This is a genomic window from Nocardia carnea (assembly GCF_029868325.1).
Classification (GTDB): Bacteria; Actinomycetota; Actinomycetes; order Mycobacteriales; family Mycobacteriaceae; genus Nocardia; species Nocardia carnea_C.
Window position 1 is genome coordinate 50934 of record NZ_JARWNW010000237.1, and the last position, 24549, is coordinate 75482.

Here is a 24549-nt window from a genome sequence, read left to right on the forward strand (position 1 = left end):
CTTATTCTTGGCGCAATGCCGGGCGGGTCGACTGCTCCGGGTTCCCCCGGCAACAGTTCGAAGGGATTCGCGCATGGCATATTCGCAGCGCTGGGGCGAGCAGCGCTGGCCGGAGGTACCGCGGGACCGTGACGCCGAACCACCCGCGCGGGCGGGCCGGCGCCGGCCGGAACCGCAACAGGAACCCGAGGATCTCGACTACCCCGACGATTCGCCGTTCGACACCGACCGGCCGATCGTCAACCCGTACGCCGTCGTCGCGCTGGTCGCGGCGCTGGTTCTGCTCTTCCCGGTCGCCCTCGTATTCGGGCTGATCGCGTTCACCCATCCCCGCGGCCGCTTCATGGCCTTCGCCGCGTTCCTGCTCGGCGCGTTCGAGGCGGCATTGCTGGTGGCATTCGTCGTGCTGCCCGATAACCGCGTATCCGATATGTATGCCCGAGTCGGCGATGCTCTAGGGGTGAGCGCCGGATCGGAGGCCGCCGCAGGTGGTCCGCCCGAGAACACAGTGGGAAGTGCCACCGCCGTCTCGATCCCGGCACCACCCAGCGCCCCGCCGGCGCCGCCCAGCCGGCCCTCGGTCGCGGCACCGGTCGCCGCCGAACAGGACACGGCCTGCCCGGAGCCCGCCCTGATCGGGGCGGCCGCCGACGGCACCACCCTGCTCTGCCTGGCCGGCACCGGGTCCGTCACCGGATATCAGTGGTCCGGGCCGTACCGGGTCGATGCGGCGGTACGTGACGAGGGCGGGGAGTGCACTGTCGGCGCGGGCGCTACCGCCCGCACCACAGCGGGGCAGGCGCTGGTCTGCGAAGACGGCACCTGGGTCTTATGGGTCTCCTGAACCGAGCCCCGACGGACGCCGTCGGCGCGCGCCGAGTCCGCCCGGAGCGGGGACGACCACGGCCGATCAGGCCATGGTCCGGACGTGCCCGTGATCGATCCGTCTGGGGTAACCCTGACCTGCCCGTCCGGGGATGGTCGTGACCGGCCCGCCGGGACGTCCGTGCGGAAGTGCCCGTGACCTGCCCGTCCGGAGTGCCCGGCGAGGTGGTGCCCACGCCGACCGGCAGCCGCATTTGCGGCGCGCGCCGGCCTGGCCCTGACCCGCCCGGCCGTGCTCATGAACTGCCCCGGGCCGACGGGCGCGTGGACTATCCGGCCGGATCCGGTTTGCGGGCGCGGCTGGGCTGGACCCGGGGTGGTTCGTTCGGCATCTTCGGGTACTGCGGTGGCCACGGCGCGTCCATGAGCCCGCCCGCCAGATCGCGTTCGGACCATTGCAGCAGCGGTTCGATGGATTGCGGCGGGCGATCCGCCCACGGATCGCCGCTGTCGGCCAGCCGCGCCGGCACGGTCGCGATCGTCAGCTCCTCGGGCACGACGGTATCCAGTTCGGACCAGCGCAGCGGGGTCGACACCTGGGCGCCGACCTTCGGCCGCACACACCACGCCCCGAAAACGGTTTTGTGCGGGGCGTTCTGGTTGTAGTCCACGAAAACTCGCCGGCCGCGTTCCTCTTTCCACCAGTGGGCGGTGATCTCGTCCGGAAACCGGCGTTCCAGTTCCCGCGCCAGCGCCACGGCGGCGGCCCGCACCTGGTAACCGTCCCAGCGCGGTTGTAGCGCGATATACAGGTGCAGCCCGCGGGAACCCGAGGTCTTCACCCATGTCTCGATACCGAGTTCGGTACACAGTTCGCGGGTACGCAGCGCCGCGGAACGCAGTTCGTCGAAGCCGATACCGGGCGAGGGATCGAGATCGATCCGGAGCTCGTCGGCGACCCCCAGCTCCGCGGCACGGTTGGGCCAGACGTGGAAGCCCAGGCAGCCCTGGTTCACCGCCCACAGCACATGCGCCATATCGTGGGCCACCAGCGCATCGCTGGTGGTGCCGTTCGGCGTGGACACTTCGACGGTGTGCAGCCAGTCCGGCGCCGATTTCGGCACCCGCTTCTGGAACCAGGATTTCCCCGACGCACCGTCGGGATAGCGCTCCAGCAGCAGTGGTCGCCCGCCGTTCACGCGCAGGAATGCCTCGCCGACGCTCTGGTAGTAGCGCACCAGATCGAGTTTGGTCTCGCCGCGGCGGGAGAAATACACCTTGCCGGGGTTGCTGATGGTCAGCACCCGCCCCGCGACCTCGATATCGACGGATTCGCTCATTTCGCCACCGGGGTCCCGAAGATTTCGTGCAGTTCGGCGGGCGCCACTTCCTCGAGCTGAGCGTAGGTACACGATTCGGGGGTGCGGTCGGCGCGGAACCGGACCAGCCGGCCGCCGTGCCGGAACCGGCCGGACTGCACATGTTCGTACCGGACCTCGGCCACCAGTTCGGTACGCAGTGGTTCCCAGGACAGGTCCTTACCGCCACTCCACCGGCTGATCCCGCCGGGCATCGAACCGCCGGAGGCGGCCTGCGCCGCGGCATCGGCCCAATCACGCCACGGGTGGTTGTCCAGCGCGTGCTCCCGGTAGGGCGCGAGCTCGTCGACCAGTTCTTTGCGGCGGGCGGCGGTGAAACTACTGGCGACCCCCACGTGGTGCAGACCGCCCTTGTCGTCGAAGAGGCCGAGCAGCAGCGATCCCACTCCCGCGCCGTCCTTGTGCCAGCGGAATCCGGCGACCACACAGTCGGCCGTGCGCTCGTGCTTGACCTTGATCATCACCCGTTTGTTCTGCTGATACGGCTGGTCGTCGGCCTTCACCATCACGCCGTCGAAACCGGCGCCCTCGAATCGGGTGAACCAGTCCCGGGCCAGCGCCGGATCACCGGTGAGCGGGGTGAGGTGCACCCGGCCCGGCGCGGTATCCAGGATCGATTCGAGTAGTCCGCGGCGTTCGGTGAACGGCGCGGTGGTCAGGTCACGGTCGCCGAGTGCGAGCAGGTCGAACGCGACGAAACTCGCCGGTGTCTCGGCGGCCAGTTTGGTGACGCGCGACGCCGCCGGATGCAGGCGCTGCTGCAGAACATCGAAATCGAGCCCGTGCTCGGTGACGACCACGATTTCCCCGTCCACCACGCAGCGCTGGGGCAACGCAGCCTTCAACAATTCGGCGACCTCGGGAAAATACCTGGTCAGTGGCCGGTCGTTACGGGAGCCGAGTTCGATATCGTCGCCGTCGCGGAAGACCACGCAGCGGAACCCGTCCCATTTGGGTTCATAGCTGAGTCCGGGGCCGGGCGGGATCTCGGGCGCTGTTTTGGCCAGCATGGGCCGGACGGGCGGCATCACCGGTAGATCCACGCGGTCCTCCTGGGGGTCGATCCTCACCCGTATCGACGTCGCGGCCGACGCCGATTCATCGCCCCTGAGCATAGGAGTTCCCGCCGACAAGTCGGCGGATTCGCGCCTCAGTCCGTGATCCAGCCCTGAACGCCGGCGAAATCGGTGAGACGTTCGCGGATCACGACGATCTCCCCGGCGGTGAGCGCCGGGGAGGCGTCGAGCAGCAGTTCGGTGACCAGCCGCGTGTATTCGCCGGCGGTGAGCGGGGAACCGCCGCCACCGGCCGGTTCGGGGCGGGGCCCGGCTGCCCGCGGTGACCGGAGATTGACCGCCTTCGGCCCGCGGTCGCCCTCGGTGACCTCGAATTCGAAGATCCGTCCCTGACGCAGTTCGTCCTCGCCGAGGCCGATATCGTTGACGTGGACGAATACATCGGGACCACCGTCTTCGGGCCGGATGAAACCGAATCCCCGCGATCCGTCGAACGACACCAATTTCCCGCTGGCCACCACACGCTCCTCGCCGCAGTTACGCGGTCACTCTATATCCCGCTTTTCCTCATCGCCGGTTATCAGCGCCTTTTGCAGGGAGTTGAACACGGTGAGCCCCTGCCCGACCATGCCGTTGAGCAGTTCGCCGACCCCGTCGGGCCCGTTGAGCACGGTCAGATTCGCATTCGACAACCCGCGTGCGGCCTGTTCCACGATCAGCGGCAGCTGTTCGATCAGCATCTGGTCGAGCGCGATCCGGTTGTTCGACGCCGCGGCCTCGGCCTGGATCCGCGTTCGGTTCGCCTCGGCCTCGGCCAGGATCCGGACCCGGTCTGCCTCGGCCTGTGCGGGTTTGACCACTTCGGCCTGCAGCTGCTGTTCACGCAGCTCGGCTTCCTTACGTGCCTGTGCGGCCTGCGCGCTGAGCACCTCCTGCTGGGCCAGTGCCGCGGCCAGCGGACCGGCCGCGGCGGCTTCTGCCTCGGCCTTGTCGATATCGCGCTGGTAGCTCGCCTTGAGGATCGAGGTCTCGCGGGAGTATTCGGCCTGTTTACGCAGTGATTCCTGTTCCGCTTCGGCCGCTCGCTGGGCCGCCTGCGATTTGGCGATCTGGGCGTCGCGGTGCACGGCGGCGTTGTGCGGTGCGGCCAGGGCGGAGATATAGCCGAGGTCGCCGTCGTCGATGGACTGGATCTGGAAGGAATCGACCCACAGGCCGATATTGCTCATCTCCACCTTGGAGGCCACCAGCACCTCATCGGCGAGGCGCTGGCGTTCGCGGATGATCTCCTCGACCGTCATCGAGCCGACGATCGACCGCAGATGGCCGGAGAAGATCCGCCCGGTGAGCACCGACATCTCCTGTTCCTGTTCGGAGAGGAAACGTTGCGCGGCATTCACGATCGAGGCGGTGTCGTTGGCGACCTTGAAGGCGATCACCGCTCGCACCTGCAGTTGAATGGCCTGTTTGGTGACGCAGCGTTCGGAGATCTCGGCCTCGAACATCGCCAGCGACAGATACCGGACCTTGCGGAAGAACGGTACAACCCAGGAACCGCGGCCGATGATCACCCGGAACGGTGCCGCATCGCTGCTCCTGGCGCCGCTGACCAGCATCGCCTCGTCGGGGTCCGGGACGTGATAACCCAGCACGGTATGACTCCTCGCGTTCGCCTACTCGGATGCCGGGTCCGCGGCGAGGGGTATCCAGGGCACCACATCGGCGATACGGCCGGAATCGACCGCGATGACCAGCACGGTGCTCCCGGCCGCAATGGCTTCGGTTGCCCGCGCGATGTAGCCTTCGGTTCCCCCTCGGACGGCGACCAGGACCTCACCCAGCATCCCGGGGCCGCGGATCGGCGAGATCAGCTTACCCGTCGACCCGACCACTTCGTCCTGCAATTTCCCCGAACCTCCCAGCCGTGCGGTGGATTCCGCCTCCGTGAGGTTACTGGTAGAGCGTGCGGTAGGCGCCGAGCATCGCGACCAGATGGTCGACGATCTCCTCGCGCGTCGCCCGCAGCGAACCGTTCAACCAGGCCGAGAACATCCCGGCGTTCCCGCTGGCCATGGTGACGGCCGCGAGCCGGCGCCGCACGGGGTCATCGATCCGGGCGAAGAGATGGTCCTGGATGAGCCGGGTGAACGCGGGCATCACCGAGATGGTGGTCTGGCCGAGGCCGGTGCTGGAATAGGGTTCGACCAGGAACAGGCGGGATTTGCGGGGGTCGTCGAGTACCTTGTCCACCAGCGCCTCCGACAGCGCCCGATCGCGAGAGGAATCGTCGGCCACCGCGAACGCGGTCATCGGTTCCAGGAAATCCTCGGCTGTCTGCCGGTAGAGCACATCGAGCAATTCGTCGCGGCTGGCGAAACTTTCGTAGAAGTACCGGTCGGTGAGGTTGGCGCGGCGGCACACCGCCCGCATGGTGACCCCGCCCGCACCGGCCTCACCGATCAGATCGAGCGCCGCCTCGAGCAGCGCAGTGCGCCGTGCCTGCCGGCGCTCCGAAAGCGTGGTGCCGCCCCAGATCCGGGGCCCGCTGTCGTCCGATCGCTGGTCTGCATGCACCCGTCCACAGTAATCTGCCGCCGCCTGCCATCCGGCCGGGTGGTCGGCGGCGGGTGACCGTCACCTGGACTATCGGGCCGGTCGGGTATCGGTGTCGCGGCCCGGCGGCCGGGCGATCAGTACGGCACGACCCTGGTCCAGGTCGATCCGATCCCGCGGCGGTGCACTGTCGCTGTGGTCCTCGCGCAGCATGGACTGCTCCGTCCGCTGGTCGAGTTCGCGGCGTTTGCTGCCGTACCAGAAGGCCGTGATCTCCTCGACGCCTGCCGCCGCGAGGCGGGTGGAGGTATGCCCGGCCTGCGCGCGTCCGGTTGCCGGGAACCGGGTGTAGACCCAGCGGACCGCTGCCGCCGCACCCAGCAGCATCATGAAACCCGGAGCACCGAAGAAGAGGAGTTCCACGAGTTCACGATAGACACCGTCCGCGCTGCTCGCCGGGCACGGCCGCCCATCGCGGGATCCAGCGACAGCCGCGATAGCCCACTCGGGGACCCGCCCACCCCGGCGGAACTGCGGGGTCCCGGCCAGGCCGGGCCGGTACGCACTTCCGCGGTATCGGCAGATCGGGCCGGGAAAGATCCGAGCCGGACGCCACTGTGTCCGGTTTGTGGCAAATGTCCAGCAGTTATCGTGAAACGTATGGTCTTGTTCGCTGTGCTGCTGCTCGCCGCATTCGCCGCCCTGACCGGATCGGTGCTCTCCGGGGCCGTGACCGGGGTCGATACGGCGATACACGAGTGGTTCCTCGGCGTACGGGACGACCCGCTGACCACCGGCGCGGTGGTGATCACGCACGCGGGCGGGTCGGCGGTCATGTGGATGCTGGCGCTGGCCGCCTGCGCGGGGTTGCTGTGGCGTGGCCGGCGAACGGATGCGGCGCTCGTGGCGGGGGTGGGCGCGGCGGCCGCCGTCCTGGTGCCGGTGGCCAAGAATCTGATCGGCCGGGACCGTCCACCTCTCGACGGCCGGCTGGTCACGGTCGACAGCCCGGCGTTCCCGTCCGGGCACAGCATCGGTGTGGCGGCGGTGATCGGTGTGCTGGCGGTGCTGTGCTACCTACGGTTCGGACATCGGATCGCGGCGCGGATCACGGTGGTGCTGGCCGCGGTATTCGTGGGCCTGGTGGGCCTGTCCCGTGTCTATCTGGGTGTGCACTGGGCGACCGATGTCCTGGCCGGCTGGTCGCTCGGTGCGCTGCTGGTACTGCTCGGTGTGCTGATACATCGTCGTAGCGCCCGATCCGTACGCCCCGGCGACACCGTCGCCGCGGATCGGGCCGCTTCCCGGCCGGCGGCCACCACCGGTACCGCGGCCTGAGACCCCGGACTACCCGCGTTCCAGCTCGAAACCGGCAGCCCGCCAGCCCGCGATCCCACCGTCGAGGCTGTAGGCGAGATGCCCCGTCTGCTGCGCGGTGGCGGCGAACTGCCGGGAGATATCGCCGGTGGGGCAGGTGAACACCACCGGATGTGCCCGCGAGAACGGCGTGCCGTGCGCGAACAGATCGGTGAGCCGGTCGTCGGGGATGTTGATCGCGCCCGGTATATGCGCGATGCGGTAGGCCATCGCGCCGCGGGTATCGACCACCACGGTGTGCTGCGCCCGGATCATCTCGGCGAGCTCGGCCGGTCCGAGTACTGCCACCTCGGCGATCTCCGCGGGCCCGGGGGCGCGGCGCCCGGTATCGCGGCCGAACAGTTCCGGGCGCCGCTGCCGGATGTAGGACAGGTACGGTTCGAGCCGATCGCACACGATGACCACGGCGACCACGGACCCACCGCGGGTGGGTCGCGCGAGGACTTCGCGGGCGGCGGTGTAGGCCGCGCCACTGGTGGGTCCGGCGAGGATGCCGTAGCCGGCGGCGAGTTCCAGGGTGCCCTCGATCGCGGGTCCGGATTCGACGGTGACGATTTCGTCGTAGAAATCGGGCTGGAACAGCCCCACCTCCCACATCTCCCGTTCCGACCGGATACCGGGGATGAAATCGCCGCGGTCGGACACCACGGCCACCGTCCGCAGCTCGGGATGCGATGTGCGCAGATAGCTTCCCGCGCCCCGGCTCGACCCGGTGGTGCCCAGGCCGCCGATGAGGTAGTCGATGCGGTCGATTCCGGCGGCGGCGAGATCTTCGTGGATTTCCCGGCCGGTACCGTCGTGATGCGCGGCGATGTTCTTTTCGCTCGTGTACTGCGACAGATGGCGGAATCGCTCCGGCTCCGCGGCCATGGCGTTCTCGATCGCGGAATAGACGTCGTCGGGGGTGGTGGGGTCCGGGCATTCGGACAGCCCGGGGAGTTCGACGATCTCGGTGCCGAGAAGCCGGAGCAGATCGCGTACCTCGCCGACCTTGATCCGGTTGGTCATGGCCCGCAGCCCGATACCGTGCACCGCTCCCAGGACACGCAGTGCCTTGGCGGTGTTTCCGCTGGAGGCCTCGATCAGGGTCCGGCCCTCGGCGCGTACGGTATCGAGCTCGTCACGCAGCATCGCCCAGGCGACCCGGTCCTTCACCGAACCGAACGGATTATGCGATTCGAGTTTCGCGTACAGGTCGACGCCGTCGAGCCGGTGGACAGCCGGGTCGAGGCGCAACAGGGGAGTTCCACCGATCAGTTCGGTGATGTGCTGATAGATCGTCACGAGTCCTCGGGATATAGTGATTCGCCGCCCGGTGGTATCGGGCGGAACTCGGCGTCCGGTGTCGCTCGGAAAGTGCCGTCCCGCCACTCGATCGCGACCTTGTGCGCCGGGGGGTGCATGGCCGCGGTGGCGGCCGATAGATCGGAGTGGTAGGCGGCCGTATTGGGGAATACGACGAGATCGCCCGGCCGGGGCAGCCACGGCAGCCATATCTTGTGTGCCGTGACGAGGTCGCGCTCCAGGCACAGTCGTCCCGCCAGATAGACGCCCACCGGGGCGGTGGCCGGAGCCGGTGAATATCGGGGTAACAGCAGCGGGTCGGCCATCACCTCCTGATCCGACGGGGTCACCGAATCCCGGCTCAGATCGAGGTGGACGAGCACACTACCGTCGGCGGACTCCTTCACGAACTCGACCCGGGCCAGCGTGATTCCGGCCAGATCGGCGAGAGCCTTCCCCGGTTCCAGCCAGATCTCGAGCAGGTTGTCCGCCGCGACCCGGCCGATTCCGCGCCCACCGTGCCCTTCGAGCGGCGCGGCCAGCAGGTCGGCGAGCATATCGCCGGCCGTGACGGTATTGGCGTATTTGTGGAAGACCGGCGTACCACGCACCGAGGTACCGTCCACCTGGTATCCGAACGTAGTGGCGCCCCAGCTCATCCGGGGCCCGCGTCCACTCAGGCCGTCGCGCAGGCGGTGCACGTACTCGTCGAACCGGCGCTCGTCGGCCGTGAAAACCTGACGCAGGCCGCCGCCGATGTTCAGCACCGACGGCAGCAGATCCCGTGCGTACGCCTGTTCGAGCAGATCGAAACAGGTCTCCGCGGCCCGCAGCCGTTCCGCGATATCGCCGGTATCGAGATGGAAGGCGAGCCCGCGGAAATCGAGCCGGTCACCACTGGCCGTGAGCACATCGAGGGCACGGTCCACGGATGTCACCGGTATGCCGAAGCGGCTCGGGCGGGAGTCGGGGAATCCACTGACCCGCAGCAGCACCGGGACGGGCGCCGCCGGGCGGGCGAGGCCGGCCAGGGTTTCGAGTTCCCACTGGTTGTCGATATTGACGGTGACCCCGCTGCCCGCCAAGGCTCGCAGGAACACCTCGCCTTTCGGTCCGGTGACCTCTATCCGATCCGGTGTGAACCCCGCCTGCCGGGCCGATTCCAGCTCCCCGGCCGAGGCCACATCCACGGAAGTGCCCAGTGCCGCGGCGGTGCGCACCAGGGCAGCCGAACGATTCACCTTGTGCGCGTAGCAGATCCGGTGCCCCACCGCTGCGGCGTCGAGTACCGCCGTCAAGCGGGCGAGGTTATCGGTGAACACCTGCGGGAAGAGCAGGTGCAGCGGTGTCCCGAACCGGTCGATCACCCGGTCGAGCGTTGCCCGGTCCGCCAGGAAATCCTGTACCAGCGGATCCCAGCGTGCCGGTAACGCAGGCGGCCGGGCACTCTCGGCCGCGGCCCGGGTAGCGGGATCCGGCGTGGTCGGTCGCATCGTCACCGTCCGGGATCCGCCGGTGCCGTGCCCTCCCGCCGGTCCACCGGGTTGTATCCGCCGTCGCGCAGCGCTTCGAAGGCCCGGGCCCGGTTTCGCGGGCTACGGAATTCGGCGATCACCTGTTTACTGTCGAGGTCGATATCCACGACCTGGATATCCATCGATTCCAAGACACCGCCGATGGTTCGCACACAGTGTTTACAGGTCATATCGGGTACGTAGAAGACGCGGTCCTCGGCGGCCACGGGCGTATCATCGGCGGCATCGGCGGCCGCCGGCGCCGCCACCGGTTCGCACCGGGCCACGAGGTCGTCGAACACTTCCACGAAACGCCGGGCGACGAGTGGAAGCAGGCTGTAGTTCTCCCCGCCGGCCCGGTGGGGGACCGCCGCCAGGCATACCGGATGTTCGTCCGCCGGTAGCAGCGCGTACTGGCGCGAGATGAGGTCGAGATCGTCGTGGTAGCGGGCGATGGCCTCGGCCACGGACAGTCCCTCTTCCGTGGTGGCCCGGCGCATCACGCGGTGGGCGTCGCCGATGGTTGCGTCCTTCATCGCCCGCAGGGTCGCGACCGTCTGCTCCGGATAGCGCACCGTGCCGTCGGCGGTGACCCGCAGCTGCACCGGGATCATGCCGCGCCGATAGGTCGAGGCCTGGAGTTCCCAGAACCAGCGGGTCGCGACCGCGGTGAAGATCCCGGAATCGAGGAGCCCGCGCGCGAATTCGGCCGCGGACGGGTACGGCGTCCGGCCCGCGAGCAGCGCATGCTGGGCGAGCGCCCGCCCGGCGGATTCGACGCCGACCCGGAAGATATCGATCGGCTCGTGATCGGTGGTGGTGGCCGCCAGCACATCCCGCGCCGCGGCCCCGAGCGCGGCGATACGCCCGGCCAGCGCATCCTCGGCGTCGATCTGTTCCCAGAGCACGAGCACTGCCTCCCGGGCCGCGATGGGGACCTGCGGCCCGAACCCGTCGTCGCGATAGAAGCCGGTGTTGGGGATACCGGCGCTATCGGTCCAGGTCATCCGATGGGTCGCGGAGGTGACCTCGCCGGCGGTGCACGGCCGCATGAACCGTTCCAGATACAGCCGTTGCGAGAAGGTGAGGTGGCTGCCGGGTTCGGGCTGTAGTTCGGTCGCCGTGTACTCGAAACGCCGCGCAGGACGCGTCGCGGTGGGACCGAAGAGCCCGGGCCGGGCGAGCCCGGACAGGATCTGCGCGGCGGTACGCCGGTGGTAGCGGGACGCCGTCTCGGTACTCCCGGTGGATGTGCCGGTCTCGATGGTCATGCGATCTCCTCGGCCAAGGCGCGGATACGGTCGGTGAAACGGTCGATATCGTCGGGACCGGTGTAGATCTGGGTGCTGACCCGTACGCCGTCACCGGCGGCGCCACCCGGGACGCAGTGCGCGCCGGTGCGGACCAGGAAGCCGTACTCGGCGAGCACGAAACCCAGATCGGCCGCGGAGATACCGTCGAGGGTGAACGAGACGATGCCGTGGCCGGTATCGTGCCCGCCGTACGCCGGGCCGGGCAGGAACTCCACTCCGCGGACCGCACGCAGGCCGGTCAGCAACCGATGCGTCAACGCGGTGTTGTGGGCCGCGACCGCGTCCATCCCGTACGACTCGAGAACCTCGAGGGCGGTGCCGAGGGCGAGGATGCCCGGAATGTTCGGGGTGCCGCCCTCGAGCAGCCCCGGCATCCGCCCGGATTCCAACCCGCCTGCGGTGAGCCGCACGTCTGTGGTTCCGCCGGGCAGGAACGGGCGCAGTTCCGGGTGGACCCGGCGGTGGCAGTACAGGACGCCGGTGCCAGGCGCGGCGAACATCTTGTGCGCCGCGAACACCGCGAAATCGGCTGCCAGGGCGGCCACATCGACCGGTAGATGACCGCCGCTCTGGCTGCAGTCGTAGCAGAGCAGCACCCGCTCGGGCAGTAGAGTACGGATATCCCCCAGGACAGTGGCGGTGCCGAATACATGGTGTAGATGGGTGACGGTGACCAGCCGGGTGCGCGGGCCGGCCTTTGCCGCAATATCGGCGAGGTCGGCGGTTCCCGTTGCGGTCAGCCGGTAGGGCACCAGCTCGATCCGCCGCCCGAAGCGGGCGAGGGTGTCGCGCAGGAGATACCAGGGGTGGACGTTGGCGGCGTGGTCGCGGGGACTGTAGAGGATCTCGTCTCCGTCGCGGAGGGCGGTGAGCCCCCAGCAGAGCGCGACGGCGTTCAGGGCCGCAGTCGCGCCGCCGGTGAAGACGATCTCGTCGGGGTGGGCGGCGCCGACGAACCGGGCGGTATGTGCCCGGACCGACGCGATCCGCTGGGTGAGCGCGGTTGCCCACGGATAGGTTCCGCGGGCCGCGTTGGCCGTCGCGGACGCGTGGTACTTCCGTACGGTCTCGATGACGGCGTGTGGTTTCTGTGTGGTGGCCGCACTGTCGAGGTACACCTCGCCGGCCTCTGCCAGTGCGGGAAACGATTCCCGTATCTGCGGTGGGAGCAGTGTCCCGGCCGAGGCGGCGCGGGCGTGGGCCGGGTGATCCCGGCCGGGCAGGGAGGACTGCATCCTGCTCGCTCCCTCCGCCGATTCGCCGGACTGCCACAACGATACCGATCACGGCAGTCCGCGCCCAGTGCCTTTGGCAGGCAATCGGTTTCGGGGACCGGCCGGCGTGCTGACGTCGCCTCCCCGGTTTTGTCGGGGGTGCGCGTTAGGGTGCGCGTATGCCGCTGACTCCCGAAGAACGACAGTCGTTCCTGGCCGAACCGCATATCGGTGCCCTGTCGGTCTCCGCCGACCCGGATCGGGGGCCGCTGACGGTCCCGATCTGGTACCAGTACACGCCGGGTGAGGACCTGTGGGTGATCACCGGTCCGGAATCGGTGAAGATGCGCCATATCCGCGCCGCGGGCCGGTTCAGCCTGATGGTGCAGCGGGTGCAGCCGTCGGTCCGCTATGTGAGCGTGGAGGGCCCGGTCACCGCCGTGGAGCCGATGCCGGATGCCCGGCACCGCGAAATGGTGGCGCGTTACCTTCCGCCGGATCAGGTGGAGGGCTATCTGGCCTTTGCCGAGGCCGAGCTGGGGGAGCATGTCATCGTCCGGATGCGGCCGCAGCGCTGGCTTTCCGGGGATCTCGGCTGAGGCGAGTCAGTACCCGCCCTGCAGGTATCCGACGAGCTGCTCCCGCTCGGTGGTGAGCTCGGACAGTGCGCTCTTGACGACATCGCCGATACTGACGATGCCGGTGAGACGGCCCCGGTCGACCACGGGGAGATGGCGCACCCGGTGATCGGTCATGATTCCCCGGAGCCCGTCGACCCGGTCATCGGGGCTGCAGGTCCGGACCTCGGTGGTCATGATGCGGGTGACGGGGAATTCCAGCAGCGCCGTGCCGTATCGGTGGAGGCCGCGTACGACATCACGCTCGGAGACGATCCCGGCGATCCGGTTGCCGTCCGGGGAGACGACGGCGGCGCCGATGTTCTGTTCGGCGAGCAGTGCCAGTAACGCGCGGATATCTGTATCGGGCCGGACGGTCGCTACGGCGCTGCCCTTGGTGTTGAGGATTTCGGCGATACGCATGGTCACCATCCACATGAGCGCGGGATTACTACAATCCCGCGGCCGGGACAGGAATACCAGCACGAATCGGCATCGACCGGACGCCGGCGTATCGGCTGGGGAAAGAAACGGCCGGCCCCGCGGGAGTTATTCGTCGTCCAGCCCCGCGGACAGGTAGGCCGCGGCGGCCAGCCATTGCCGGCACTGGGGCCCGTGGACATCGTGGATGCGCAGGATGGCGCGGGCCTGCCGGTAGGTGAGTACCGGTGGTTCGGCGCTGCAGTCGGCGCCCGCCTCAGGGGCGAAGTGGCGCAGGGGTTCCGGATTGTGCCCCAGGGGGTGCGTACCGGGAACGCTTCCGACAGCGTTCCGGTGGGGACTTCGGAATGGCTGGATCATTCGGTTGCCCCTCACGTGCGATGGTGCGGGGGCGACACTCCGGTCCGGCGAAGCGAGCGGAAGATGCTGCGTATCGCCCCTCTTGGTGGTGCGAGTCTATGCCGCCGTAGCTTACAAATGCAAGTACATCTGCAAACAACATACGAAAAATCATTCTGGCGCGATCCACCCCTTCGGTGGGGCATCTGCCCAGTGGCAGTGCACTTCTCGCCGGCGGCGGGCCGGTCGGGCTTTCGGTCGGGCTACGGTTTGCGTGCCACACCGCCGTACGCCGGAATCGGCCGGTCGCCGCCGGCCGGGGAGTTCCCGGGATACCACCGATTCACCGCGGTGAATCCGGGCTCGACCAGCTCGAGACCGTCGAAGAGCGCACGGATTTCCGACTGCGGCCGCGGTATATAGGGCTCACCGCCGATATCGGCGGACGCGGCGCACAGCCGCACGTAGGCGCCGTCGTCATCGGTACCGTCCCAGAGTGCGAGGTAGCTGCCGGCGGTGGCCGATTCGAGGACGGTGTGGACGATGCGGCCCATCTCCGCAGTGCTGTGAGTGTGGCCGAGGACGCCCATGAACATCACCGCCACCGGCCGGGTGAGGTCCAGGATGTGGCGGGCGTCGGCCACGACGATCTCCGGGTGGTGGTAGTCGGTGTCGATATAGGTGGTGACACCCGCGTCGGAGGTGCTGGTGAGCAGGGTGCGGGCGTGGGCCAGGACGACCGGGTCGTTGTCCACGTACACGATCCTGGATTCCGGTGCCACCTGCTGTGCGATCTCATGGGTGTTCTGCATGGTGGGCAGTCCGGTGCCGATATCGAGGAACTGGCGAATCCCCTTCTCGGCGGCCAGGTATCGCACAGCGCGGACGAGGAACTCGCGTGACTCCGCCGCCAGCGTCGTGATCCCGGGGTAGACGGCGCTGCCCGCGTCTGCGGCGATCCGGTCGACCTCGTAGTAGTCGCTGCCGCCCATCCAGTAGTTCCAGATCCGGGCGGGATGCGGGATATCGGTGCGGATGGCGCGCTGGTGCTCGTCGGACATGGCGGACTCCTGGGCGATACGGGCCGGAAGCGTGCCGGAGGATGCGCCGCGGCCGGCTCTCGGGGCTGGTGGAACCGGTGTCGGTTTGCGACAGTACAAGGCTCGTCGGCGGGCTCCGGGCAGGCGCGCGGCCCCAGCGGATCGTGCGGTGCCCACCTGCGGCGAGGCCGGTTCCGGCGGCGCCGGCAAGGGTTGCGCCGGGGGCGGTGCGGGGCGCCCGGAGGCTCGTGGGGGCGCGTCGGCGAACTTCGTGCTATCGTCCTGATGTCGGTGCAGATGCAAGAACACTTGCGAGTGCATCTGTAAGGACCGGCGGTATGCGACGAGTGGTGTCAGCAACCATGAGCAAGGAGTAGGTCCTATGTCGGAAGTAACCAATCGGGTGGTCGGAGCTTGGCGCAAGAGCACCTTCAGCAATCCGAGCGGGAACTGTGTCGAGTTCGCCGAAGCGGCCGGCAACCTGGTGGCCGTGCGTAATTCGCGTTTCCCCGACGGCGGTGTGCTCTTCTATACCCGCCCGGAGATCGAGGCGTTCCTGCAGGGCGCGAAAGCCGGAGAGTTCGACGATCTGGCTGTATGAGAGGTAGCATGGGCCGTCGGCGTGGTGCGCCGGGGAAAGCATTGTGGCGCACTGTGGGTTAACCCGAAAGCGGAGACGACTCCATGATCGCAGAGCCCGGGAATCGTGGCGGCAGGCAACCCGTCGAGGCGGAACGTGGCCCGACGGTCCTACGCATCGCTCTGGGCGGCCAGCTACGGAAACTACGTGAGAGCAAGAAAATCACCCGCGAGGCCGCGGGTGAGGCCATCCGCGGCTCGCATGCCAAGATCAGCCGGCTCGAACTGGGCCGGTCGAGTTTCAAAGAACGCGATATCCGGGACCTGCTGACGCTGTACGGCATCACCGATCCCGAAGAGCGCGAGAGTTTTCTCGATCTCGCGCGCAAAGCCAACGAACCGGGATGGTGGCACCGCTACGGCGATCTGCTGCCATCCTGGTTCGGGCAGTATCTGGGCCTGGAGCAGGCCGCGAGCAAGATCCGCACCTACGAATCGCATTTGGTACCGGGGCTTTTGCAGACCCCCGATTATGCGCGTGCGGTGGTGACGCTGGGTTACGAGGACGCCGATACCGATCGGCGGGTGGCTTTCCGGCAGCGCCGGCAGGAGATTCTGCACCGGAACGATCCGCCGGTTGTCTGGGCGGTGATCGACGAGGCTGCTCTGCATCGCCCTGTCGGCGGTCCCGAAGTGCACCGAGCGCAGATGGAACATCTGCTCGATCTGACCCGGTTGCCGAACGTCACCATTCAGGTCGTCCCGTTCTCCGCCGGTGAACATCCCGCGGCGGGAAGCTCTTTCACCATTCTGCGTTTCGCCGAGCCGGATCTGCCCGATATCGTGTATCTGGAGCAGTTGACGAGCGCGCTGTATCTGGATCGGCGCGAGGATTTGGCACTGTACCTCTCGGTGATGGACCGGTTGAGTGTGCAGGCCGCGACGCCGGAGAATTCCCGGGCGATTATCGCCGAATACACGAAAGGCCTGTAATACCAGGCGAATAGCCGGCGGAGGGGCGGGCGGATTTCCGGACCGCCCCGGCGCCGAGCCGCCGAGACGGTGGATTACGGTGCCCGTCAGGCCCGGATGAATGTGGACGCCACGCGCCAGAAGGTATCCGGTTGCAGCGACCGGAAATCCCAGTCGTCGGACAGCGCGTGCACCGTGGTGACGATCTGGTCGATATCGAAATCGTCACGTGTCGCTGCGCCGGTGGATTCGATTGCGTCGATTACGAACTCGACGGCGGTCTCCCGGGACGAACCGGCGCGGAGACTGCCGTCGCGGACGCCGAATGTACTCATATCAATACCGTTCGCCGGCTTGCTTATCGGGACAGGATCCATTCGGGTTGTGCTGCTACCGAAACGGTTCGGACCCGCCGGGCTGTCCCGCAGCTGTGGCAGTAAACCACTGGCGAATGTTGTCGTCGGCTCACTCACGCGGCCTCCCCTTGTTTTCCCCTGTATAGCGGTGTGGGATGAGTCTAGGTCGGTAGTGCTTTCAAATGCAAGTACATCTGCACGATCGATTCATTGTGTCGTAACGGTTTTCGGATGATCTTGTCAGTCCGCCAGGGCGGCGACCGCCGCCTCGATCGGGGTGTCACCGGAGACCAGTTCCAGAGTATGACCGGCAGTGTGCCCGGCATCGAGTAATGCGACGACGACATCGGCGACATCGGCACGGGAAATATCACCGCGGCCGATCCGGGGTGGCGCGAGGGTGACCGAACCCGTGCCGGGGCCGTCGGTGAGCCGGCCCGGGCGCAGAATGGTCCAATCCAGGTCGCGGCTGCGCAGATCGTCCTCGGCCTGTGTTTTCGCCTCGATATAGGCGGCCCACACTTCATCGGTGCCCGGTGCCGGTGCAAGACCGGTTCCCATGGCCGAGATCTGCACGAACCGCCGGGTGCCCACTCGTTCGGCGGCTTCGGCCAGCAGAACCGAGCCATCCCGATCCACGGTGTATTTGCGGGCCGCGCTACTGCCCGGCCCGGCGCCGGCGGCGAACACCGTGGCGTCGGCGCCCTGCAGGGTCGCGGCGAGATCGGTTACCACTGCCTGTTCGAGATCCAAGACCACCGGTTCGGCGCCCGTGGCGTAGACCTCGGAGGCGTGCGCCGGGTTGCGGATCAAAGCGATCGCGCTGTGTCCCCGGCCGGTGAGCCGCTCGGCGAGCAGTAGGGCGATCTTGCCGTGTCCGCCGGCGATGACGATGCGCATACCGGGCTCCTCTCTCATATCTCAGCGTTCGGGCCCGCCGGGATTGCAGGCGGCGCCGACGGTCGCGTCGTAGCCCACCGGCGGACGCCAGGGTTCCAGATTCCAGCTGGGTTTATCGGGCGCGATGAGCCGCGCCCACTCCCAATGGCAGCGGAACTGATCCCACATTCCGGGGGTATCCGCGGCCGGGTCGAGCGTATCGATTTCCTGCCAGGCGCGTTGCGCGGCGCCGGGAAAGGTGGTGTCGCGGCCGGATCGGGTCGGATAGACCATGAGCCGGGGACCATCGATATTCGAGGTCCATTCCAGCCGGTCGATCAACGGCATCCCGGCGTACGGGTCGACGGCCGGAGCCGGCGTGCGTGCGACGGTCGCCGCCGGTGACCCGGTCGGACGCACGGTCGTCGGGGACGCAGTCGTGGTTTCGGCTGCCGCGATATCCCCTGGCTCCGGTGGGTCCGGAGAACCGCAGCCGGTGAGCAGCGCCGCGCACAGGAGAGCGAACGAACCGGCCACACGGGAGGTGGGGTCGGTCGGCATGGACGCTCCTGCGGTCGGTTCCGGCGGTACGTTGCGCCGGTGCTTCCGAGCTTAGAGGCCGGGGCCGTGGAAAAGGGGGGAGGCCGCCGCGTGCGCCGCGGGTTTCCGGGCTGCACGGGGAGTGCGGTTCGCAGCAGATCAGCGCCACAGGGTGTGGCACGGTAGCCGGCGCAGGCCGGGCCTGATCTTGCTGTCCACGGTGACCGTGAGTCCCGCATGGACGGCCGCGGAGGTGAACTCCCAGGCCTCGGCATTGGTTGCCGCGTATTCCAGGACGAGGGCATTGTCGGGTGCCGGGCCGTCGAAGTAGACCGTCACCCGGCGGGTGAGGTGGTCGCGACTGTTGTTGTCGCGTTCGGCCGTGGCCGGTGCCGTAGCGTCCACGATTCACGCCTCCTTCCGGGCAGCGTCACCGCCGACGCCGTTGTGTGTAACCCTAAGTCCCGACCATGGGTGAGAACATGTTCCGGAATCGGGTCTGGGTGATTCACAGCATGTGCCGGGTCACCTCGGGCGGAGTCACGAAGCGCCCCCGCGACCCGGCTGAACCGTTACGGCAGCCGGTGGCGGCCGCGATCCCGGCCGGTGCCCGGTACGAGCGGTATCGCAGGGGCGCTTGTCACTGCGGTGCCGCTGAACTGCCCGGCGCGCGAATGTCGTTTACTCCACGGGAGTTTCGTTTGGTGCCCCGCACCGCTCCCATGCGAAACTCGAATAATGGGTGCTTCTGGGATGCGATCGGCGTTGGAGACGGCTGCCTCGACCGGATCGGGGGCCACGGCGCGCACCGCGGTGGAGGGCGGGCCCACTGTGCTGCGCATGGTGCTCGGGGGGCGGCTGCGGCGGTTGCGGGAAGCCAGCGGGTTGTCCCGGGAGCAGGCCGGTGATCACATCCGCGGGTCGGATTCCAAGATAAGCCGCCTCGAGCTTGGCCGGACCAGTATCCGCGAGCGTGATCTGGTCGATCTGCTACAGCTCTACGGGATCACCGACGCCGAGGAGCTGGCGGCGTTCCAGGAATTGGCCCGCCAGGCCAATACCTCCGGCTGGTGGCACCGCGACAACGACTGGCTCCCGAAATGGTTCGATATGTATCTGGGCCTGGAACAGGCGGCGCAGGTGATCCGGTGTTACGAACCGCGGGCAGTGCCCGAACTGCTGCAGACCCCGGATTATGCGCGGGCCTTGCTCACGCTCGCGCATCCGGGGGAGACGACCGAAGCCATCGAACGGCGGGTGGCATTGCGGATCCGCCGGCAGCATATTCTGAACCGGCCCCATCCGCCGCACCTGTGGCTGATCGTCGAGGAGGCGGCGCTGATCCGCCGGATCGGCGGATCCCGGACCTGGTCGGCCCAGATCGATCGATTACTGGCCGCCGCCAAACAGCCGCATGTCACCGTGCAGGTACTGGCCGATCATGTCGGCGGCCCGGCGATGACCGACGGTGCGTTCACCTATCTGCGGTTCGCGGAGGCCGATCTGCCCGATATCGTGTACCTGCAGCAGCTCACCGGCGCGTTGTATCTGGACAAACAGGCCGATCTGGACGCCTACCGGTCGGTCGCCAACCAGTTGTCGGTGCATGCCGCACCCCCGGAATACACTCCCGGGCTGCTGGCGGCCCTGCGGCGCCGGCAGCCGCGGATCCTGGACCAGCCGGTGCGCCGGGAGTCCGGTCGCGGCCACTGAACCCGGCGGAGCGGTTCGCCTCCGGCGCGGGAGGCGGCGCACCGCGTCGTTACCTGTTTGTGACCGAACCCAATCCGCGGTCACTGCCCTGATGAACTCTCCGGACTGATGCCGGATGCGGCCACCGCACCCCAGTCCGTGGTTACTGTCCGGTAGTTATGGTGGGCAGTAAGGTAGCCGGCTCCGGCAGCGCAGATCTGGAAGCCGAACTCGTAGCGCATTTCCGGTCTCCCGAACCGGAAATGGATGCGGCCGATATGGTCACCACCATCCGGCACTGCCTGGCCGCCGCAGCGCACGACCTCGGTGCCCGCCCTGCCGCGGCGGCGACGATCACCGCCGCGGCCGCCCGCTGGGCCCGTGAAGGGGTCTCTCTGGAATCGGTGCTCACGACCTGCCACGACTGCGCGCGCAGCGGTTTCGAATTCCTCGCCGCGCGGATGGCGGAGGCCGCCGCGGGCGGGCAGCCCATGGCCGATGCCGCTCGTTTGCTGGTGCGGGTCGTCGAGGTGGTGACCACCGCGGCCGCCACCGCCTACCTGGACGAACACCGGATCGTGGCGCGCGAGCACCAGACCTCGGCGCAGACGATGGTGGCGGCCCTGCTCGCCGGCCACGGGGTGAGTGCGCTCGCGCGTAGGTCGGGTCTCCGTGTCGCGCCCGCCTATCAGGTGGTGGCGCTGGCGATCCCGCCGAATGCCGAGGAACGGGCCGGCGGGCCCGGCGCGGTGTCGGCGGCCCGCCGCAAGCTCCGCCGGGTCCAGGCGGCCCTGGGGGCGCCGCTGGGTTCGCGTTCCCTGCCGCTGCTGCACTCCGGCGGAGGCACCGTGCTGATTCCCCTGGAAGCGGCGCACGACACCGGCCCGGTGACGGCGGGGGTGATGAGCGCCGAGGTGCTGCAGCTGGTGGCCGAGGCCGCGGAGGTGGCGCCGACCGCGACCGTAGCCGTCGGCGCCACCGAACAGATACCGGAACTGGCCGGTCGCACCCAGGAACTCTTGGACCGGCTGTGTGCCGGCGGCCGGCCACCGGGCCTGTACCGGATCACGGAAGGCACGGCCGTGGAGCCGGAATCGGTGGCGGATGCGCGCCGGTTGCGCCGGCTGCCGCGTGTCGCATCCGATGCGGCCGGCCGGCCGGGCAAACCGGGGGCGGCGTGACAGGGGGTCCGGATGACGAGTGGTACCGCGAGGTGTGAGATGAGATCCCGGTTGACGGCTCTGGCCGCACTGGCAGTGATGAGCATCGCTGCCACCGCTACCCCCGCAACCGGTGTCCCGCCGGTGGAGTCGCCCGGCGCGCCACCGGGCCCCGCCACCGCGACCGGACAACCGGGCCCGCAGTTGTTGCGCGTCGAGGTGCTGAGTGATCGCCGGATCCGATTGCACATCCGCTCGGTGGCGATGCGCCGGGAGATCGCGATCGACACCCTGGTCGGCACCGGCCCGGCGCCGCGGCCCACGCTGTACCTGCTGGACGGGGTGGACGGTGGTCCCACCTCGGGCTGGCTGACCGACGGCGGTGCCGCGGAATTCTTCGCCGACAAACCCGTCGATGTCGTGCTCACCACCGGCGGAACCGCGAGTTTGTACGCGGACTGGATCCGGGTGGACGCCGCCCTGGGCCTGAATCGGTGGGAAACCTTTCTCACCGAGGAGCTCCCGCCGATCGTCGAGAAGTACCTGGGGTCCAACGGTGTCCGTGCCATCGCGGGGGTGTCCATGGGTGCGCAGGCGGCGATGATGCTGACCCAGCGGCATCCGGGTTTCTATCGGGGTGTCGCCGGGTTGAGCGGCTGCTATTCCACCGCCGATCAGCTCGGTCGCGCGGTCACGGTGATGACGGTGGCCTCCCGGGGCGGTAATCCGGAGAATCTGTTCGGCCCGCCCGCCTCGCCGGAATGGCGGGCCCACGACAGTTTGCTCGGCGCGGAGAAATTGCGCGGTACCGAGATCTATCTGTCGGTGGCCAATGGAACGCCGAGCGGGGCGGCCTTGATGTCGATCGGGAACAGTCCGGAGATTCTGGCGGTACTGCTGGGTGGCGGCTCATTATTGGAACAGGGCGCCCGCCTGTGCACCGAACGTCTGGCTGCCCGTCTCGACGAACTCGATATTCCCGCGGTGGTCGATTTCCTGCCCGAAGGTATGCATTCCTGGCCAGATTTCGAAGTCCAATTGCATAGGAGCTGGCCCACTCTCTCCCGTGCCCTGGAGATCACCGGACAGTCGTGACGAGCGGCCGGGATTTCCGGCGTGGTGAAGTAACAAGAATTACGTCCGGAATGCAGCATTCGCCGCACCGGCTCGATTTTCAGTGTCCCCATACCGCGACGAATTCCGGAATCTGGCCGGGCGTGAGAGTAGCCGCGACGGGTACACCCGCCGCGGTGAAACTATCCGCCGCGCGGCCGATATGGTTCTCCGACGTCACCACCACCGCGTCGTGTGCCCCGAGCGCGTGGATGAGCTGTGCGCTGCGCTGCGCGTTCTGCACGGTGGTGGTGGCCGCCGGCTCCTGATGGACGCGATACGCCGGTAGTCCGTGGCGGATGAGCCAGCCGGCCATGGCGGCGGCCTCGGTGACCCCGTTGCGCGGGTTTCCGCCCGTGACGATCACCGGCGACTGCGGCGCGAGCAGGGCTTGAATGTACCCGGCCCGTAACCTATCCACCAGCTCCGGTCGCATGGTGCCGTCGGGTAGCAGGCCGTAACCGAGTATGACGATCGCGGTTCCGGGACCGTGTACACGGGTCAGCGGACCGGTCAGCAGATCGCCGATCCCGGCCGGTGGCCCGCCCGGGGGAGCCGGGGCGGCGCCGGCCTGTCCGCCCAGGCCCGCGGTGATCGCGGCGGCAGTGAGGACGGTGGTCAGCCCCGTCCGGAGTGGGTGGGTGCGGCGGCGTCGGCGGGTATCGGGCATCGGAAACTCCGAAAATGACGGGGCCGGAACAGGCCGTGAATCGGAATGTGGTGACTACATTTTCGGCTACTCGGACGTGATCGGTTCGTGATCTGATGTGTTATTGGATAATCCACGGAATGATGTCACGTTTGTTAGGGCTCGCAACGGTACTCACCGGCGAGTCCCTCAACGGTTTTCGCGAATTCGCTGCCGGCTCGTCTGTGACCCGCACCAAACCGGTTCGAATGCTTTGGTGAGCTGTCCAATTCCACTACCGGAAACATTGGAGAACCGATCCGCCGGCCGTACTGTCGGCGCAGCGTCTCTGCCGCGAAACAACTGCGCGGCAAGGGAATCGGACGACGATGTTCTCGGCAGAAAGGGTCCTGATGATTCGACCTACCTCCGGCCGGCTGCGCGCCGCGGCGCTGTGTGCCGCCACCGCACTGGTTTTCGGGTTCACCGGTGCGAGTGCGAACGCGGATCCGCCGGCGGCTCCCACGGAACAGGACCTGGCGGGCTATATCGCGGCCGGCCGGACTGCCGGACCGGTGGCCGATTCCGGCAGTGCGAGCGGTTCGGCCTGCAACTCGGGCAGCGGCGCGGGGTCGGGTAACGGCTCCGGGGACTGCTACGGCGGTTCGGGTAGCAGTTCGGGGCTGTCGGGCGGGTACGCCTCCGATACCGTCGGCCACGGCCCCGCGCAGACGGCGTTCCTGCCGGCGTTCGCGCACGGCCTGTTCAACGCCGATGTCGCGCCCCCGGGAGCCAACGACTGGAACTGCAAACCCACCGCCGAACATCCGCGGCCCGTGCTGCTGATCCACGGCACCTGGATGAACGCCTACAACGGTTTCGCGTTCATGGGGCAGCCGATCAAGGACGCGGGTTTCTGCACCTTCACCTTCAACTACGGCCGGGCGAACCTCGTCCAGGGCGGTGGGCTCGGTTCGGTGCTACCGGGCACGATGGGCACCGGTTACATCCAGGATTCGGCGAAGCAGCTGGCTGTTTTCGTGGACCGGGTGCTCGACGCCACCGGCGCCGCCGAGGTGGATATCATCGCGCATTCCCAGGGCGGTTCGATGTCGAACTGGTACACCAAGTTCGAGGGCGGCGCCGACAAGGTCGCCAAACTCATCACCTACGGAGCGACCCACCACGGCACCACATTGGACGGGATCGGGGCGCTGGGCCGGGCCATCAACAACTTCGGTATCGATATTCTCGGATTCATCGAGATCTTCGTGGGCCACTCCGGGATCCAGCAGACCGTGGGCTCGGATTTCGTGAATCAGCTGAACGCCGGCGGCGATACGGTGCCCGGTGTGGACTACACCGTCGTCGGCACCCGCTACGACGAGGTGACCACCCCGTTCGACCTGACCTTCCTGAAACCCGGGCCGGACGCGCCCGTCCGCAACATCACCCTGCAGGACGGCTGCGAACAGGATCTGTCGGACCACCTCACCATGATGTATTCGCCGCGCGCGCTGTCCATCGCGCTGCAGGCCCTGGACCCGGTGCAGTTCCCGGCGCTGCAGTGCACCTTCAACCCGTGGCTCATCGGCGGCGGCGGCAAGCTGTGATCCGCCGGTAAGACGGTGCGCACCGGCGGGACTGCCCGACTCCACAGTTCCGTTCGGTGCGCACACGACCGCCGTTTCCGGTTCGGGCGGTCCGGGCTTCTCCGG

Annotated in this window: 28 protein-coding genes; 9 read left to right on the forward strand and 19 right to left on the reverse strand. The window is 68.0% G+C overall.

What is annotated here, in order from left to right; genetic code table 11:
- Window positions 1-73 precede the first annotated feature (73 nt).
- Window positions 74-844 (forward strand): hypothetical protein, encoded by a 771-nt coding sequence (locus QH196_RS20415; RefSeq protein ID WP_280417407.1) that lies wholly within the window; start codon window positions 74-76, stop codon window positions 842-844.
- A gap of 310 nt (window positions 845-1154) precedes the next feature.
- Here QH196_RS20415 and ligD read toward each other — a convergent pair whose 3' ends face one another.
- The 7 genes from ligD to QH196_RS20450 form a co-directional block, all read right to left on the reverse strand.
- On the reverse strand, window positions 1155-2165 hold the full coding sequence (gene ligD / locus QH196_RS20420) for a non-homologous end-joining DNA ligase (protein WP_280417408.1): 1011 nt from the start codon (window positions 2163-2165) through the stop codon (window positions 1155-1157).
- The gene (locus QH196_RS20425; protein ID WP_280417409.1) at window positions 2162-3247 is read right to left on the reverse strand and encodes an ATP-dependent DNA ligase; all 1086 of its coding nucleotides are present in this window, start codon (window positions 3245-3247) and stop codon (window positions 2162-2164) included. Before QH196_RS20425 ends, ligD begins: the two co-directional genes overlap by 4 nt.
- A gap of 107 nt (window positions 3248-3354) precedes the next feature.
- Window positions 3355-3741 (reverse strand): cold shock domain-containing protein, encoded by a 387-nt coding sequence (locus QH196_RS20430; protein ID WP_280417410.1) that lies wholly within the window; start codon window positions 3739-3741, stop codon window positions 3355-3357.
- 24 nt (window positions 3742-3765) lie between these two features.
- Window positions 3766-4872, reverse strand: coding sequence for an SPFH domain-containing protein (locus tag QH196_RS20435; protein ID WP_280417411.1), 1107 nt, complete (start codon window positions 4870-4872; stop codon window positions 3766-3768).
- Between the two features lie 21 nt (window positions 4873-4893).
- On the reverse strand, window positions 4894-5124 hold the full coding sequence (locus QH196_RS20440) for a hypothetical protein (RefSeq protein WP_280417412.1): 231 nt from the start codon (window positions 5122-5124) through the stop codon (window positions 4894-4896).
- Between the two features lie 46 nt (window positions 5125-5170).
- A complete protein-coding gene (locus tag QH196_RS20445) occupies window positions 5171-5794 on the reverse strand; it encodes a TetR/AcrR family transcriptional regulator (protein ID WP_280417413.1) in 624 nt (207 codons plus the stop codon).
- A 69-nt stretch (window positions 5795-5863) separates the two neighbouring features.
- A complete protein-coding gene (locus tag QH196_RS20450) occupies window positions 5864-6196 on the reverse strand; it encodes a DUF6191 domain-containing protein (protein ID WP_280417414.1) in 333 nt (110 codons plus the stop codon).
- 237 nt (window positions 6197-6433) lie between these two features.
- Between QH196_RS20450 and QH196_RS20455 the strand changes: the two genes are divergently transcribed.
- Entirely contained in the window at window positions 6434-7111 is a 678-nt protein-coding gene (locus QH196_RS20455; RefSeq protein ID WP_280417415.1) for a phosphatase PAP2 family protein, read from the forward strand.
- A gap of 9 nt (window positions 7112-7120) precedes the next feature.
- On the opposite strand, the gene QH196_RS20460 is transcribed toward QH196_RS20455, so the two are convergent.
- Genes QH196_RS20460 through QH196_RS20475 form a run of 4 tightly spaced genes read right to left on the reverse strand, consistent with a single transcriptional unit; the run spans window position 7121 to window position 12496 of the window.
- Complete coding sequence (locus tag QH196_RS20460; RefSeq protein WP_280417416.1) at window positions 7121-8434, reverse strand: pyridoxal-phosphate dependent enzyme; 1314 nt, start codon at window positions 8432-8434, stop codon at window positions 7121-7123.
- The gene (locus QH196_RS20465) at window positions 8431-9927 is read right to left on the reverse strand and encodes a decarboxylase (RefSeq protein ID WP_280417472.1); all 1497 of its coding nucleotides are present in this window, start codon (window positions 9925-9927) and stop codon (window positions 8431-8433) included. The genes QH196_RS20460 and QH196_RS20465 overlap by 4 nt, the downstream gene beginning before the upstream one ends.
- Window positions 9928-9929: 2 nt before the next feature.
- The gene (locus QH196_RS20470; RefSeq protein WP_280417417.1) at window positions 9930-11219 is read right to left on the reverse strand and encodes a heavy-metal-associated domain-containing protein; all 1290 of its coding nucleotides are present in this window, start codon (window positions 11217-11219) and stop codon (window positions 9930-9932) included.
- On the reverse strand, window positions 11216-12496 hold the full coding sequence (locus QH196_RS20475) for an aminotransferase class V-fold PLP-dependent enzyme (protein WP_280417418.1): 1281 nt from the start codon (window positions 12494-12496) through the stop codon (window positions 11216-11218). Before QH196_RS20475 ends, QH196_RS20470 begins: the two co-directional genes overlap by 4 nt.
- Before the next feature lie 158 nt (window positions 12497-12654).
- Between QH196_RS20475 and QH196_RS20480 the strand changes: the two genes are divergently transcribed.
- Window positions 12655-13074: a pyridoxamine 5'-phosphate oxidase family protein gene (locus tag QH196_RS20480; RefSeq protein ID WP_280417419.1), complete on the forward strand. Its 420-nt coding sequence runs from the start codon at window positions 12655-12657 to the stop codon at window positions 13072-13074.
- 6 nt (window positions 13075-13080) lie between these two features.
- Here the strand turns inward: QH196_RS20480 and QH196_RS20485 are convergent, their stop codons facing one another.
- The 3 genes from QH196_RS20485 to QH196_RS20495 all read right to left on the reverse strand — a co-directional run bounded on the left by QH196_RS20485 (window position 13081) and on the right by QH196_RS20495 (window position 14933).
- Window positions 13081-13515, reverse strand: coding sequence for a CBS domain-containing protein (locus tag QH196_RS20485; RefSeq protein ID WP_280417420.1), 435 nt, complete (start codon window positions 13513-13515; stop codon window positions 13081-13083).
- Between the two features lie 126 nt (window positions 13516-13641).
- Window positions 13642-13893 carry a hypothetical protein gene (locus tag QH196_RS20490; protein WP_280417421.1) on the reverse strand — a complete coding sequence of 84 codons (252 nt, stop codon included), beginning with the start codon at window positions 13891-13893 and terminating at the stop codon, window positions 13642-13644.
- Window positions 13894-14135: 242 nt separating this feature from the next.
- Window positions 14136-14933, reverse strand: coding sequence for an SAM-dependent methyltransferase (locus QH196_RS20495; protein WP_280417422.1), 798 nt, complete (start codon window positions 14931-14933; stop codon window positions 14136-14138).
- A gap of 361 nt (window positions 14934-15294) precedes the next feature.
- On the opposite strand from QH196_RS20495, the gene QH196_RS20500 reads away from it, so the two are divergent.
- Together QH196_RS20500 and QH196_RS20505 are read left to right on the forward strand one after the other, a co-directional pair.
- Window positions 15295-15513, forward strand: coding sequence for a DUF397 domain-containing protein (locus QH196_RS20500; protein WP_280417423.1), 219 nt, complete (start codon window positions 15295-15297; stop codon window positions 15511-15513).
- 83 nt (window positions 15514-15596) lie between these two features.
- Window positions 15597-16484 (forward strand): helix-turn-helix domain-containing protein, encoded by an 888-nt coding sequence (locus QH196_RS20505; RefSeq protein ID WP_280417424.1) that lies wholly within the window; start codon window positions 15597-15599, stop codon window positions 16482-16484.
- Window positions 16485-16570: 86 nt separating this feature from the next.
- Here the strand turns inward: QH196_RS20505 and QH196_RS20510 are convergent, their stop codons facing one another.
- The 4 genes from QH196_RS20510 to QH196_RS20525 all read right to left on the reverse strand — a co-directional run bounded on the left by QH196_RS20510 (window position 16571) and on the right by QH196_RS20525 (window position 18643).
- Window positions 16571-16798, reverse strand: coding sequence for a hypothetical protein (locus QH196_RS20510; RefSeq protein ID WP_033243110.1), 228 nt, complete (start codon window positions 16796-16798; stop codon window positions 16571-16573).
- 261 nt (window positions 16799-17059) lie between these two features.
- Window positions 17060-17719, reverse strand: a complete 660-nt coding sequence (locus QH196_RS20515; RefSeq protein ID WP_280417425.1) for an SDR family oxidoreductase — start codon at window positions 17717-17719, stop codon at window positions 17060-17062.
- A gap of 21 nt (window positions 17720-17740) precedes the next feature.
- On the reverse strand, window positions 17741-18259 hold the full coding sequence (locus QH196_RS20520; RefSeq protein WP_280417426.1) for a DUF2599 domain-containing protein: 519 nt from the start codon (window positions 18257-18259) through the stop codon (window positions 17741-17743).
- A gap of 138 nt (window positions 18260-18397) precedes the next feature.
- Window positions 18398-18643 carry a hypothetical protein gene (locus QH196_RS20525; RefSeq protein WP_280417427.1) on the reverse strand — a complete coding sequence of 82 codons (246 nt, stop codon included), beginning with the start codon at window positions 18641-18643 and terminating at the stop codon, window positions 18398-18400.
- Window positions 18644-19078: 435 nt separating this feature from the next.
- On the opposite strand from QH196_RS20525, the gene QH196_RS20530 reads away from it, so the two are divergent.
- The 3 genes from QH196_RS20530 (at window position 19079) to QH196_RS20540 (ending at window position 22185) form a co-directional block, all read left to right on the forward strand.
- Complete coding sequence (locus QH196_RS20530) at window positions 19079-19951, forward strand: helix-turn-helix domain-containing protein (RefSeq protein WP_280417473.1); 873 nt, start codon at window positions 19079-19081, stop codon at window positions 19949-19951.
- A gap of 158 nt (window positions 19952-20109) precedes the next feature.
- A complete protein-coding gene (locus QH196_RS20535) occupies window positions 20110-21111 on the forward strand; it encodes a transcriptional regulator (protein WP_280417428.1) in 1002 nt (333 codons plus the stop codon).
- Between the two features lie 39 nt (window positions 21112-21150).
- Window positions 21151-22185 (forward strand): alpha/beta hydrolase, encoded by a 1035-nt coding sequence (locus QH196_RS20540; protein WP_280417429.1) that lies wholly within the window; start codon window positions 21151-21153, stop codon window positions 22183-22185.
- Between the two features lie 79 nt (window positions 22186-22264).
- Here the strand turns inward: QH196_RS20540 and QH196_RS20545 are convergent, their stop codons facing one another.
- The gene (locus QH196_RS20545) at window positions 22265-22873 is read right to left on the reverse strand and encodes a YdcF family protein (protein ID WP_280417430.1); all 609 of its coding nucleotides are present in this window, start codon (window positions 22871-22873) and stop codon (window positions 22265-22267) included.
- A gap of 371 nt (window positions 22874-23244) precedes the next feature.
- Here QH196_RS20545 and QH196_RS20550 point away from each other — a divergent pair, with 371 nt between their 5' ends.
- On the forward strand, window positions 23245-24444 hold the full coding sequence (locus tag QH196_RS20550; RefSeq protein ID WP_280417431.1) for an esterase/lipase family protein: 1200 nt from the start codon (window positions 23245-23247) through the stop codon (window positions 24442-24444).
- Window positions 24445-24549: the final 105 nt, after the last annotated feature.